14 protein-coding genes are annotated in these 13481 nt (G+C 61.0%); 10 read left to right on the top strand and 4 right to left on the bottom strand.

Annotated elements, in window-relative coordinates:
• Window positions 1–72 precede the first annotated feature (72 nt).
• The 4 genes from HGK27_RS19080 to HGK27_RS19065 all read left to right on the top strand — a co-directional run bounded on the left by HGK27_RS19080 (window position 73) and on the right by HGK27_RS19065 (window position 2359).
• Entirely contained in the window at window positions 73–561 is a 489-nt protein-coding gene (locus tag HGK27_RS19080; RefSeq protein ID WP_206244438.1) for a glycine zipper 2TM domain-containing protein, read from the top strand.
• Window positions 558–1319, top strand: coding sequence for a COG3904 family protein (locus HGK27_RS19075; protein WP_206244437.1), 762 nt, complete (start codon window positions 558–560; stop codon window positions 1317–1319). Before HGK27_RS19080 ends, HGK27_RS19075 begins: the two co-directional genes overlap by 4 nt.
• A gap of 268 nt (window positions 1320–1587) precedes the next feature.
• Complete coding sequence (locus HGK27_RS19070) at window positions 1588–2013, top strand: phage tail tip lysozyme (RefSeq protein WP_206244436.1); 426 nt, start codon at window positions 1588–1590, stop codon at window positions 2011–2013.
• Window position 2014: 1 nt separating this feature from the next.
• Window positions 2015–2359, top strand: a complete 345-nt coding sequence (locus HGK27_RS19065; protein WP_206244435.1) for a hypothetical protein — start codon at window positions 2015–2017, stop codon at window positions 2357–2359.
• Window positions 2360–2424: 65 nt separating this feature from the next.
• On the opposite strand, the gene HGK27_RS19060 is transcribed toward HGK27_RS19065, so the two are convergent.
• Complete coding sequence (locus tag HGK27_RS19060; RefSeq protein ID WP_206244434.1) at window positions 2425–3564, bottom strand: FAD-dependent monooxygenase; 1140 nt, start codon at window positions 3562–3564, stop codon at window positions 2425–2427.
• Between the two features lie 171 nt (window positions 3565–3735).
• Between HGK27_RS19060 and HGK27_RS19055 the strand changes: the two genes are divergently transcribed.
• The 3 genes from HGK27_RS19055 (at window position 3736) to HGK27_RS19045 (ending at window position 8139) form a co-directional block, all read left to right on the top strand.
• Entirely contained in the window at window positions 3736–6126 is a 2391-nt protein-coding gene (locus HGK27_RS19055; protein WP_206244433.1) for a TonB-dependent receptor, read from the top strand.
• 74 nt (window positions 6127–6200) lie between these two features.
• Window positions 6201–7121 carry an NAD-dependent epimerase/dehydratase family protein gene (locus HGK27_RS19050; protein ID WP_206244432.1) on the top strand — a complete coding sequence of 307 codons (921 nt, stop codon included), beginning with the start codon at window positions 6201–6203 and terminating at the stop codon, window positions 7119–7121.
• Between the two features lie 13 nt (window positions 7122–7134).
• Window positions 7135–8139: a LysR family transcriptional regulator gene (locus tag HGK27_RS19045; RefSeq protein WP_206244431.1), complete on the top strand. Its 1005-nt coding sequence runs from the start codon at window positions 7135–7137 to the stop codon at window positions 8137–8139.
• Here the strand turns inward: HGK27_RS19045 and HGK27_RS19040 are convergent, their stop codons facing one another.
• Window positions 8140–8595: a winged helix-turn-helix transcriptional regulator gene (locus HGK27_RS19040; protein WP_206244430.1), complete on the bottom strand. Its 456-nt coding sequence runs from the start codon at window positions 8593–8595 to the stop codon at window positions 8140–8142.
• Between the two features lie 122 nt (window positions 8596–8717).
• Here HGK27_RS19040 and HGK27_RS19035 point away from each other — a divergent pair, with 122 nt between their 5' ends.
• The 3 genes from HGK27_RS19035 to HGK27_RS19025 are packed head-to-tail and all read left to right on the top strand — an operon-like array spanning window position 8718 to window position 11340.
• Window positions 8718–9530: an SDR family NAD(P)-dependent oxidoreductase gene (locus HGK27_RS19035; protein WP_206244429.1), complete on the top strand. Its 813-nt coding sequence runs from the start codon at window positions 8718–8720 to the stop codon at window positions 9528–9530.
• Window positions 9527–11110 (top strand): phytoene desaturase family protein, encoded by a 1584-nt coding sequence (locus HGK27_RS19030; protein WP_206244428.1) that lies wholly within the window; start codon window positions 9527–9529, stop codon window positions 11108–11110. Before HGK27_RS19035 ends, HGK27_RS19030 begins: the two co-directional genes overlap by 4 nt.
• Window positions 11110–11340, top strand: coding sequence for a hypothetical protein (locus tag HGK27_RS19025; protein ID WP_241127626.1), 231 nt, complete (start codon window positions 11110–11112; stop codon window positions 11338–11340). The genes HGK27_RS19030 and HGK27_RS19025 overlap by 1 nt, the downstream gene beginning before the upstream one ends.
• Window positions 11341–11451: 111 nt before the next feature.
• Here HGK27_RS19025 and HGK27_RS19020 read toward each other — a convergent pair whose 3' ends face one another.
• Both HGK27_RS19020 and HGK27_RS19015 read right to left on the bottom strand, forming a co-directional pair.
• On the bottom strand, window positions 11452–12165 hold the full coding sequence (locus HGK27_RS19020) for a LuxR C-terminal-related transcriptional regulator (protein ID WP_206244427.1): 714 nt from the start codon (window positions 12163–12165) through the stop codon (window positions 11452–11454).
• A gap of 508 nt (window positions 12166–12673) precedes the next feature.
• Window positions 12674–13285: a polysaccharide biosynthesis/export family protein gene (locus HGK27_RS19015; RefSeq protein ID WP_206244426.1), complete on the bottom strand. Its 612-nt coding sequence runs from the start codon at window positions 13283–13285 to the stop codon at window positions 12674–12676.
• Between the last annotated feature and the right edge of the window lie 196 nt (window positions 13286–13481).

Genomic DNA, 13481 nt, shown 5'->3' with positions numbered 1-13481 from the left:
ATCATCCTGCATGGGAACTTTTTCGAACCCAATTGTATAATGATCCGTTAACTTCGTTAGGGTGGAGTGTTTATGAAAAAGATAGTTCTTCTGATTGCCGCCATGATCTTTGCTGTTACCAGCATGAACACGGCTGCCGTGGCTGGTGAAGGCGGTTGCGGCGGTTCGGGCACCAAGGGGGCTGTCGTTGGCGGCGCGGTCGGCGGTCTGCTGGGGCATAGCCTGAGCGGCAAGAACAAGCTGGCCGGCACTGTGCTGGGTGCGCTGGGCGGTGCGATCGTTGGTTCGGTGATCGCCAAGAAGCTCGACGAATGCGAAAAGCAGAAGATGGCTGAAGCCAACGTCAACGCCGCCAATGCTCCTGTCGGCCAGACCCAGAACTGGACCAGCGACACCCGCTCGGACGTGCATGGCACCGTGACCGCCGCTGCGCCCGAGAAGCTGGCTGATGGCCGTCAGTGCCGCACCGTCACCAACGTTGCCTATATCTCGGGCCAGGAAGTGCGTGAGACGCCGCGTCTGTGCCGCACGCCTCCCGCCACCGACTGGAAGGTCGCTTGACCTTGCGGCGTTTGGCGCCGCTGTTTTGTCTGACTGCGCTGGTGCCCCAAGGGGCACTGGCGCAGAAGGCCGAGCAGACTTACTGCGCCTCCTATGATCTGCCGCAGTCCTATCAGACGGATGCTTTCGCCGCGCCGATGACCTATCGCGTGCAGAACACGCCCAATGGCAAGGTGCTGATCGCCGAGGGACAGATCATGTCCGGCGAGGCGCAGCGGCTGCAGGCGGAAATCGCCAAGGCTGGCGCGATCGAGGAAATCTGGTTCAACTCGCCCGGCGGCGCCGCCATGGAAGGCCCCTATATGGGGCGGGTCATTCGTGCCAAGAATCTGGCCGTGCGGCTGCGCAAGGAATACGCCTGCATCAGCGCCTGTTCCTATGCCTTTCTGGGCGGGGTGATCCGCACTGTCGAACCCGGCGCCTATTATGGCGTGCATATGTTCAGCGGCACCGGCGATCCGCAGGAGATGCTGAACCTTTTCAACCGCTTTCAGGGTGTGAACACCAAGCGTGGCGAACTGATCCGCAAGGGCAATCCGCAAAAGAATGTGGATGCTGCCGTGGCCGAATATGTCGCGCACGAATTGCGGACATGGGAGAAGGAATCGGCGAAACTCGCGGCGACGCGGGCGCGCTATCTGGTGGAAATGTCGCTGTCGCTCGATTTCATGACAGACGCTTTCAACACCGATTCCGACAAGGTCTGCTATCTCAGCCAGGCCGGCCTCAAGCGTTATAATGTGGCCAATGCCAATTGACGTTTCCCCTGATTGAGGGGGAATGGCGTTTTCGCCACATGAGGCGAAATGCCGCGTATGATTTCATCGCAGCAAAAGAAGTCTTCGGCGGAAACGTTCGCCGCCAAGATTGTTTTGGCATTGTATCTATGATCGAAGAGAATCAGCGCCATAAGATGGATGGACGGAAGCGATGACGACAGCGAAACGGCATATCAGACACAAGCGGCGGCCCCGGCATCATGTCCCCTCGACCATGCCGCATTTTATTCGCCTTGCTCCCGCAATCATGGGTGATCTGATCATTGCCTTCGAACTGACGCCGGTTCAGGCTGCGGCCATCGTCGGCAATCTGGGCACCGAGAGCGCCAATTTCACCGCCTATCATGAGCGTGGTCAGGCGGAAAACAAGGGCGGCTACGGTTGGGCGCAATGGACGGGCCCGCGTCGCAAGACCTTCTTCGCCTGGGCCGATGCCCATCATCTGCAGCGTGACAGTGAGGCGGCCAGCCTGGGTTATCTGGAGCATGAGCTGAACACCTCCTATCGCCGTTCGATCATCGCGCTGAAAAAGCAGAGCGATCTGACCAAGGCGACGCATGCCTTTATGATTTCCTTCGAAGGCCCGGGCATCCCCAATGAGGCCGACCGGCAGAATCATGCCCGCATTGCCCTGGCTGAATACAGCCGTCTCAACCCCGCCGGGAGCCATTAAGATGAAGATGATGCCACTGTTTCTGCTGGCTCTGGGTGTTGCGCTGGTGCCGGGTGTGGCGCAGGCCAAGACCGGGCGATGCGTTCTGGAAGTCAAGCACAAGAGCTATTTGAACGGCCCGTGCGAAGTCACCATCAATGACAAGCAGGGTTCCTTCTCGATTGGCGCTTCGGACAAGCACCGTTCCAAATACTTTGCCTATGTCAACATCGACGATGATGGAGCGCATGGCTATTGGAACGAGGATCCCGGCTCGACCCATGCCCATAGCGAGCTGGGCCTGCTGAAGCGTGAGGGTGCCTGCTGGGCCAATGCCACGGCCAAGGTCTGCGCTTACAAACTTTGATCGCCTTCGGGTCGATTGCATGTAAGGGCTTCGGGCAAAGCGCCTGAAGCCCTTGCGTGATCTCCCTAGAAAGGCTCGTTCAACCGGCTGAGCGCGCCTTCCAGAATGGCGGCATGCTCATGCGGTGCGCCATGGTTGAGCTGCAGCCGCCCCACCGCAATCGAGCTGTCGATCACATCCTTGCAGCGTGGGAAGCGGCGTTCCTGATAGGCCAGCAGGCCTTGCGCCACATCATCGTGCCGCGCCAGCTCCTCGGCCAGCACCAAACCGCTTTCCACCGCCATCCCCGCCCCCGAGGCCAGATGCGGCGTGGTGGCATGCACCGCATCGCCTAGCAGCACGATCCGCCCGTTGAACCAAGGCCTGGGTTGCAGAGCGGCGGTCAGCGGGCGATAGTTGATCCAGTCCTCGCGCGTCATATTGTCGCGAATCCAGCCGATATGGCCGCCGAAATCCTTCAGCAAGCCGCGCAATTCATCGAAGAGCTCCTCATCGGTGAGGAAGTTCTCGCGCTCCACATGCGGCGTCAGCATCCAGAGATAGACGCTGTCGGGCGCGCAGACGGTGATGCCTGCGGGATTGTCATGGCCGAGATAGAATTCGCCCTCGGTCAGGCTGGGCGGACGACGGATCGAGAGGCGCCAGCAGCCCTGGCCCGTCGGCTGGGCCGGTGCCATATGCGGAAAGGCCAGACTGCGCACCGTTGACCCCACGCTGTCCGAACCGACGACCAGATCGTACTGCCCGCTCGAACCGTCCGAAAACGTCACATCCACGCCATCCGCACGGTTCTCCAATGCGGAAACAGTGAGGCCCAGACGCACCGGGATGCTCAGTTCTTTCACCCGCGCCTGCATGATCCGGTGCAGCACCGGGCGCATGATGCCACCCGTGGCGGGCAGGCCTTCTTCAATGACGGGTTCGTCCAGATCCTTGATATGGGTGCCGTCGAATTTGAACAGCCGCGTCTTGGTGGTGATCGCCCCCTGTGTCTTGATGGCATCGAGCAGCCCGAGGCGCCGATAGGCCCGCAAGGTTGGCCCAGTGATGGTGATGCCCGCGCCATAAACCCGCCATTGCGGATCGAGATCGACGATCTCCACCGCCACGCCGCGTTCCGCCAGCGAAATCGCCGCAGCCATGCCGCCGATCCCGCCGCCTACGATAAGCGTCTTTGCGACGCTGTTGATGCTCTCCCGTGTCATGGTCTCAAGAGGTAATCGGAAACGCGGCGCAGGCAAATTCGAAGCATGGATAGGCGCTCATCCATACAATCGGTGCGACGGCGGGCCTGCTTCGCGCTAATCCGGTGTTCAAGACGAAAAAATGGGAAGCCGGGCATCACAGATGTCGGCCGGGACTGGGGAGATATGGAAATGAGCAGCTTACTTCGGCAGCGAGCGAAACTGTCGGTTTCCGCACTGGCGCTGCTGGCCGCGCCGCTGGCCTTTGGAGGCAATGCTCTGGCCCAGAGCGTGCCCGCCGATGGCACGCCTGCCGCCAAGCCCGACGATACCGCGGAAATCGTGGTGACCGCGCAGAAGCGCACCGAGCGCCTGCAGGATATTCCCGTCGCCGCCGCCGTGCTGAGCAGCGGTTCGATTGCCCAGAACCATGTCTCGGATCTGTCGGACATCAACCGCATCGTGCCCTCGGTGGAGATCAAGGGCACCTTCAACGGGCGTGTGCCCTATGGCATTCGCGGCATTTCGACCAACGCCAATGAAGGCGCGATCGGCCTCACCTCGGGTGTTTCCATTCAGGTGGATGGCGTGCCTGTGCCTGCCGACAGCTTTGCCGCCAACACCGTCACCGATGTGCAGCAGCTTGAAGTGCTCAAAGGTCCGCAAGCCACGCTGGGCGGGCGCACCGCCTCGGCGGGCGTGATCAACTTCGTGACCTATGCGCCCAGCGAAGTCAACAAATTCGGTTTCAACGCCATGCTCACCAATGATGGCGAGCATCATATGGATGTCCATGGCTCGGGCCAGATCCTGCCCGGCCTGACCGGCAGCATCAGCGCCTATTACCAGCACACGCCCTATCCGGTCTACAACGCCACGCTGAAGGAGCATTCCAACGCCGACAGCAAGGGCGGGCGCATCAAGCTGAAATGGCAGGCCACCGATGCGCTGGATATCGGCGTGATGGCCCATTACGCGCTCTCGACCAGCAGTGGCGAGAATTTCGTGCCGGTCTATTTCACGCCGGGCGCCTATTTCTTCGCCGCGCCCGCCGGGCTGACCCAGTCGGTGATGTTTCCGGGCTATAACATCCAGTACGGCAACACCACCTATGCCTCGCACACCGTCATGGGGTCGCGCTATGAGGATAAGGATGGCTCGCTGGTCATCAACTACCACCTCGGCAACGGCTCGGTGCTGACCTCGACCACCTCGCTGTTCCGCGAGAACCAGTGGCAGACGCAGGATGTGTTCGAGGGCAATGTCAGCGCGGCGACCGTGTTCCAGAACTTCCTGTACAATGTGGGTGCGATCCCGGCGGCGCTCAACCAGCCCTTCGACAACCTCCAGACCGCCTATGGCTATGTCCACCAGACCACCGAGGAGGTGAAGCTGGCTTCGGACGCCGCGCGGCCTGTCAGCTATATCGCCGGCTTTTTCTATTCCGACATGACGGTGAACCAGAACGAGTTCCGCAACTGGACGCTCAACCCGCTGGCCAAGGACAACATCTCCTCCACCACCAACTATGCCATCTATGGCCGCGCCACGGCAAAGCTTGGCGACAAGTTCATCGTGGTGGGCGGCCTGCGCTACAACTGGGACAAGATCGGCTGGAACATCACCCAGTTCTTCGACCCGGCCAACGGTATCTATGGCGACGGCGGTTATGGACAGGGCGGCTATACGTGGAACCTGAAGGACAGTTCCTCGGCGCTGGTCGGCGATGCCGCCATCCAGTTCAAGCCGAGCCGCGATGTGATGGTCTATGGTTCTTACACCCGTGGTTACAAGCCGCGCGCCTTCAACACCGTGCATGATTTCGCCACCACCCAGGCCGCGCCCGGCGCGGCGGATCTGCCCTTCACTCAGGCGACCAAGCGCGAGACGATCGACAGCTTCGAGCTGGGCCTGAAATCCAGCCTGCTCGACCGGCATCTGACCTTCAATCTGGCGGCCTATTACACCAAATACACCAATTATCAGGCCCAGCTCTTCGACAATTCTCAGGTCATCGCGGTGCTGGTGCTGGCCAATGCCGATGCGCGGACCGAAGGCGTCGAAGGCGACCTGACCTATGTGCGCGGCAACACGCGCTTCAACCTGTCGGGCGCCTATACGGATGCCAAGTTCATCAGTTTCCCGGGCGCGGTGTGCTATCCCAGCCAGACGGCGGCACAGGGCTGCAATGTCTCGGCCAACACGCAAGACCTGACCGGCAAGCCGCTGCCTTCCTCGCCCAAGTTCAAGCTGACCGGCAGCCTGCAGCAGACCGTGCCGACGGACAAGTTCAACATCCTGCTGGGCACCAATGTTTCCTATCGCACCGGCACCAACATGCAGGCCGATCAGAATCCCTATACGCGCCAGCCCGGCTTCGCACTGGTCGATCTGTCGCTGGGCTTCCAGAACAAGGCGCAGACAGCCAGCCTGACCTTCTTCGTCAACAATCTGACGAACCACATGTATTACACCAATCTGGAGGACTTCTTCGCCAGCGCCACCTCGGCCAATTATGTCATCGGCCAGCCGGCGCGGGATTCACATCGCTATTTCGGCGGGCGCCTCTCGGTCAATTTCTGAGCCCCGCCTGACCAGAACCTGCCTTGGGGAGGGGGCTTCACGCCGCCTCCTCTTTTTTATCTAAGGACGTATCCATGCCCATCATCGTGACCGGAGCCGGAGGTTTTGTCGGCCGCCAGATCGTCAGCCGCCTGATCGCGCAAGGGCGCGATGTGGTGGCTGTGGATACGGTGGCGGGCGGCATTCCTCAGGGCGCGCGCGTGGTGGCGGGCGATCTGGGCGATGCGGCGGTGCGCGCCGATGCCTTGTCTGAAGGCTGTGACGCGGTGATCCATCTGGCCACCGTCCCGGGCGGCGCGGCAGAGGCTGATCCTGCCGCCTCGCGCCGGATCAATGTTGATGCCATGTATGATCTGCTGCTGGAAGCGGCGGCTGCGGGCGCTGTGCCGCGCTTTGCCTATGCCAGTTCGATTGCGGTGTTCGGCGATCCCTTTCCGGCGCAGGTCGATGATGCCACGCCGCTGGTGCCCAAGATGATCTATGGCGGCCATAAGGCGATGATGGAGCATGCCGTCGCCATGTTCACCGCGCGTGGGGCTATCGAGGGGATCAGCCTGCGCCTGCCCGGCATTCTGGCCCGCCCGAAAGGCCCCTCAGGCATGAAGAGCGCCTTTATGAGCAACCTGTTTCATGCGCTGAAAGCGGGGGAGGCGTTTACCTGCCCGGTCTCGGCGCAGGGCACGATCTGGGCCGAGTCGGTGACGCAGGTTGCGGACAATTTCATTCACGCGCTGGATGTGGACACCGCGCTTCTGCCTCCGGCACGCGCCATGACCCTGCCTGCCCTGCGCGTCACAATGGGCGATCTGGCGGCGGAGATTGCACGCCAATGCGGGGTGTCGCCCGATCTGGTCACCTATGAACCCGATGCCGCGCTGGAGGCCGCTTTTGCCGCCCAGCCTCCCATCACCACGGCAGCAGCTGACCGAGCGGGCTTTGCGCATGACGGAAATCTTGCTAATCTTGTGTCCAGCGCACTCAAGACGCTGGCATAAAGAGAGGATGGGCATGCGGTTCCAGAGACTGGACCTCAACCTGCTGGTGGCGCTTGACGCCCTGCTTTCGGAAAAAAGCGTCAGCCTCGCCGCCGATCGTCTGTGCCTGTCGCAATCGGCGACCAGCAGCGCGCTGGGCCGTTTGCGTGACTATTTCGGTGACGATCTGCTGGTGATGAAGGGCCGCGGCATGGTGCTGACCGCCCGCGCCGAGGAGCTGATCGAGCCGGTGCGCGCCGTGCTGGAGCAGATCCGCACCACCGTGGCCATCGCGCCCGAGTTCGATCCGGCCACGGCGGACCGGCAGGTGCGCATCATGGCCTCGGACTATTCGACGCAGGTGCTGCTGGCGGGCGCTCTGGCCACGCTGGAGCGGGAGGCGCCGCATATGCGCTTCGAGATCCAGCCGATGGGTGACAATCCTATCGAGACGCTGGAACGCGGCCTGATCGACCTGCTGCTGACCATCGATTTCGCGATCAGTGCCGATCATCCCAGTCAGGTGCTGTTCGATGATGATTATGTGGTGGTGGGCGATGCCGCCAACCCCGATCTGCAGGGCGATATGACCCGCGAGCGCTATTTCGCGCTGGGCCATGTCACCGCCCGTTTCGGCAAGAGCCGCACCCCTGCTTTCGATGACTGGTTCGTGCGTCGCCAGAAGACCCAGCGCCGGATCGAGGTGGTGGCACCCACCTTTCTCTCACAGGCGGGGCTGGTGATCGGCACGCGGCGGATCGCCACGATGCATCGCCGTCTGGCCAATCAGATCGTTCCCACCATGGGGCTGATCATGCGCGAGGTGCCCTTTGACATCCCGCCGATCCGCGAGGCGATCCAGTGGCATATCTCGAACAACAATGACCGGGCGCTGCGCTGGGTGGTGGAGCGTCTGGCGGCCCATGCGCAGGAAACCACGCCGCTGGTGGAGAGCAATGTGGTGCCGATCGCCGATGCGCGGCGGGACGAGATCGCGGTGCAGTTCCAGCAGAATTATCCCGGCCAGCGCAACACGTAATCAGTCGTCGCGCTGGTCGAAGGTGGTGCGGGCCTGAAGGATGGCCGCGCTGCGCTCATTGACCCAGTCGATCATCCGGCGCCCCTCCTGCGCCAGCTCCGTACCCAGCGGGGTGAGGCGATAGGAGACGCGCGGCGGCACATCCGCCGTGGCATGGCGCGCGACGAAGCCGTCGCGCTCCAGCGCGCGCAGCTTCAGTGTCAGCACGCGCTGCGAAATGGCCTGCTCTTCCGAAAGCGCCGCCAGCGCGCGTTTCAGATCGGCGTGGCGCCATGTGCCGATCATCAGCACCTGCAGGATCAGCGAGGTCCAGCGGTCCCCCATCATCGCCATCACCTCGCGCGGGGGATCGATGCGGCGCGTGCCATGGGTGGCCATATCGGCAGCGAGTACGGCCAGACCCTGGCGCAGGTCCTGAGGAAAATCGTCCGGATCGATCACAATCTTTGTCTTCATGCAGGGCACAAAAAAGTGCCGTCTTCCGCTGGGGTGTCCGGCGATTAAGAGCATCGATCAGCCGCGCGGACAAGCGCGGAAAGGGAGGCCGCGCGTCAGCGCGCAAACGGGAGAGCAAGCGAATGACGCAGGATGCAATCCGGATGGATGGCAAGGTGGCCCTGATCACCGGCGGGGCCGGGGGGATCGGCTGGGCCACGGCGCAACTGATGGCGCAGCGTGGCGCGCAGGTGGCGATCGCCGACATTGCTTTCGAGCGGGCCAAGGAGCTGGCGGCGAGCCTGCCCGGCTCTCTGGCAATTGAGCTGGATCTGGAGCAGGCCGACAGCATCGAAGCGATGGTCGCCCGAACCGTCGCGCATTTCGGGCGGCTGGATGTGCTGCACAACAATGCCGCACTGCTCGGGCCCGAGATCGCTCAGCAGGATGGCGATATCGAACATATGGCGACGGCCCTCTGGGACCGGACCTATGCGGTGAATGTGCGCGGCACAATGATCGGCTGCCGGGCGGCGCTGCCGCATCTGCGGGAGACGCATGGGAATATCGTCAACACAGTCAGCAATCTGGCGCTTCAGGGGCATATCATTCAGGCGGCCTATTCCTCGTCCAAGGCCGCGATCATCCAGATGACGCGTGCCATTGCCGCCAGCCATGGCATCCATGGCGTGCGCTGCAACGCCGTCGCCCCCGGCATGACCATGACGCCCGCGCTGCGCGAAGCCTTCCCACCCCAACTGCGCGCCGCCGTGGAGGGCGAAACCCTGCGCACCCAATTGGGCGTTGCGGAAGACATCGCCGAGGCGGTGGCTTTCCTCGCCAGCGATGCTGCGCGGAACATCACGGGTCAGGTGCTGGTCGCTGATGGTGGATGCGCCAGCCATGTGCCGGGCCTCGCCGCCTTCCGCGCCTTCTTTTCCGGAGAGCATGCATGAGCAATTACGATATCGTGGTGATGGGCGCGGGCCACAATGGCCTGACCGCCGCCGCCTATATGGCCAAGGCCGGCAAGAAGGTGCTGGTGCTGGAACGTAAACCCCATTTCGGCGGCGGCGTCTCCACCCGTGAACTGATCAGGCCCGGCTTCTGGCATGATGAGCATTCCAACGTGCATATCATGATCCAGGGCAACCCCATGCTGCGGCAGGACGAGCTGGGCCTGCTGGGCCGCTTCGGTCTCGAATATATCTACCCCGAACTGCCCCATGCCTCGATCTGGGAGGATGGCACCATCGTGCGCTCCTGGAAGGATCTGGACCGCACCTGCGAGGAAATCGCCGGTTTCAGCCCGCGCGATGCCGAGGCCTATCGCAAATTCGCCAAGGCCAGCATGGCCGCTCTGCCGATGTTTATGAGCGGGCTTTATTCACCGCCCTTCCCGATGGGCGCCTTTGTGGCGATGATGGACCAGTCCGACGAGGGGCGCTTCCTGCTCGATGTGATGAGCCGCAGCGCTCTGGATGTGGTGAACCAGTATTTCGAGAGCGATCTGCTGCGCCTCCATATCCTGCGCATGGTCACCGAAAACCTGCAGATGCCCGATGAGCTGGGCACCGGCATGGGTGCTTTCCTGATGCCGGGGATCATCCATACCTATGGCTGCTCGATGCCCAAGGGCGGTTCGGGGCAGCTCAGCAAGGCGCTGGTCCGTGCCATCGAGCATTGGGGCGGTGAGGTGCGTTGCAGCGCCGAGGTCAGGCGTGTGATCGTCTCTTCCGGCAAGGCCGTCGGGCTGGAACTGACGACAGGCGAGACCTTTATGGCGAAGGACGGCGTGATCGGTGCGATCCACCCGCATGTGCTGCGCAAGTTTGTCGCCGAAACGCCCGAACCGGTGCTGGAACGTGCCGAGCGTGTCACGCCCTCCACCTTCTCGATCAACCTGATGCATCTGACGCTGAAGGAGCGTTTGAAGCTGAAGGTCGGCAATGAAACCAACGCCATGATGACCGAGCTCATGGACTTTTACACCATGCGCGACATGCTGCTGGAGTATGACAAGCTGCGCCGGGGCCTCACTGCGCCGCGCCTGATCGCGGGCGGCGATAACACCATTTTCGATCCCTCACGCGCGCCGGAAGGGGCAGGGGTGTTCTATGGTGTGAACTTCGCGCCCTATGAACTGTTCGATGGCGGCCATGCGGCGTGGGATGAAAAGAAGGAAGAGGTGGCCGACGCTGCCCTTGCCCAATATCGCAAATTCTACAGCAACCTCACCGATGACAACATCACGGGCCGCCTGATCCGCTCCCCCATCGATCATGAGCGCGATAGCCCGGCCAGCTTTATCAAGGGCGACATCCATGGCTGCGCGCCCTTCATGTATCAGTCGGTCGGCCACCGCCCCACGCCGGACCTCGGCCATTTTCGCGTGCCGCAGATCGAGGGGCTCTATCTGGTCGGGCCGTTCATGCACCCGGGCGGCGGGGTCTTCGGTGCGGGCCGCGCCACGGCAATCCAGATGATGGATGATATGGGCATCGATTTCGACAAGGTCTGCGGGGGAGCCATCTGATGAACACCACCAAAAAGCCGCCGCAGATGCGCGTGCTCGATGCCAATGACAAGGAACTGATGACCGTCCGCAAGATTGAGCGCGACGGTGATGCGCTGGTGATCCGCGGCAAGATCTTCGGTGCCATGCCGATGGTCGCCAAACTGACGCCGCAGGAAGCCCGTGCCGCGCTCAAGCTGCTGGATTTCAAGACCATTCTGTTTCTGGTGACGATGCTGTTTCGCACATAGCGTTCAGCAATCCGAAATCCGGACCGGGTCGGAATGACCAGACATCCCGGGATTTCTGCCTATTTCATTGGGTGGCATGCGCCTGCTCCTTCCAAAGGAGCAGGCGTCTTGTCATGGCGCGAGGCGAGCCTCGGAAATCCCGCGCGAACTGGCCCAGATGGCGGCCTGTGTCCGGTTGTTGACGTTGAGCTTGCGCAGGATCGCCTTTACATGAACCTTGACGGTCGCTTCGCACACCACCAGGCGCCGGGCGATCAGCTTGTTCGAATAGCCAGCCATCAGGCAGCGCAGCACATCGCGCTCACGGGGAGACAGGGCCGTCTGATCCATGGCGGAGCCGGATAGGTCGTGGCCGTTATGGGCGGCCTCGCTGCCCGGGAAGGTGTTGCCTTTCGGCTCGGCATTTTGCAATTCGCCAAGCGGCTGCCGGTTGAACAGATCGACCAGATCGGACGGAATAACCCTTTCCCCCATCGCGGCGAGCCGCAGCGAGGTGGTCATGGGCAGTGCTTTCATTGAACGGACGATGTAACCTTTGGCGCCGTTCTGAAAACAGGCGATCATCGCGTTGACATCGAAGCGCTCGGACAGCACCGCCACCAGAGAGGTCTGGCAGTGGTCCATAATATCTTTGACCAGGCCGGCTTGTTCAGCAACGGGAAAGCCATCAAGAACAATAAATGCATCTTGAGGAAGGCTGGAGTTAACGGCCTCGGCAACAGTTGCGAACAAGTCTACGACTCTGAAACCCTCTGTTTTGAGGATATTTTTTAATCCTTCGCGAGATATTTCATATTCGCTGACAATACAAACATCTGTTCGCATTTTTCTTTCCCCGATTTCTTATCTCCACCAGACGCAATCATGGAATTTTTTCCATGCCATCAAGAGTGGCATGCCTGTTCGGTGCGACTCCGAACACCCTCATTTTTTTTGAGGATGCTGCATGAGCTAATTGAAATCAACCAACTTGTGGTTACGCATTGTTAACTAGTTTTAAGTCACGAATTAATACTTAAAACAGTGACTTAACCCATGATTCTACCCCTTTGGGATAACCCATTTCGAGGGGGTGAGGCATCCCAAAATAAGACACCACTGTACGAATACGGGCGGCATCACGGTGATGCCGCCCGACAGGTATAATCTGTAAAGTCGAGGAGATGCGGGAAACTTCCATGCCTCAAGGAGGTATGGCTATGATTCGCGCCTTTTGACATCAGTCTGTCGGGAATCGGCTGATGATTACGATCTTGTGTCTGGTATTTTAGCATCAGTACTTTTTAACTATTCATTTTCGATGCCAGGATCGTATTTTTATTTCCTGAAATTATCAGAAAAATGCCTCTTTGATGATGATTGTATCACCGGGCGCAATCCGCAGCGGAGCATCCAGCTTGACCTGAATGGGCTGCTCGCCTGACCGGCGCTGGATCTTGATGGTGCGCGTGTCAGCCCGCGCGGTGTAACCACCGGCGGTCGCCACGGCCTGGGCCAGCGTGAGATCGCCGGTATAGGGATACTCGCCCGGCTTGCTGACCTCGCCCAGAATATAGAAAGGGCGATGTTTGACGATCTCGACCGCCACCTTCGGGGTCAGCACATAACCGCCGGCCTTGAGCTTCTCGGCGAGCTTGCCGGCGAATTGCGATGTGGTCAGTTGATCGGCTGGGACCTCATCGATCAGCGGGAAGGCGACAGCGCCGCTCTCGTTGACGATATAATCATTCGTCAGTGTGGGTTCGTCGAAGACGGTGATGCGCAGATGGTCACCCGCGCCGATCTGATAGCCCGCGCGCAAGTCCTGGTTGAGCTGCGCCACGGTGGTTCGCACCACACTGGCGCCGAGCGGGGCAGACAGGGCGGTGATCCCCACCAGGCCCAGGCAAGCCGCCGTGAGGGCTTGCCGCGAATGGGAACGCAACAGTCTGGCGATGGTCTTCATGCGCCGTCTCCTCGCGCCAGGGAATGGCTGGTTACAGTTATTTCACGCAGCATAGCCAAGCCCGCGATCACCCGAAATCGCTATTCTGAGTGAGAGGCCCGGCGCAGAAGGCAATGTTTCCTTAACCACTTTGAGTAGGCATCCCTACACCGGATGCTCGGTTGTGCGGCATGGGAAATTGGGAAATCGTCATAGG

The organism is Novosphingobium terrae, assembly GCF_017163935.1.
In the GTDB taxonomy this organism is placed as follows: domain Bacteria; phylum Pseudomonadota; class Alphaproteobacteria; order Sphingomonadales; family Sphingomonadaceae; genus Novosphingobium; species Novosphingobium terrae.
This window is presented reverse-complemented; position numbering and strand designations above follow the sequence as displayed.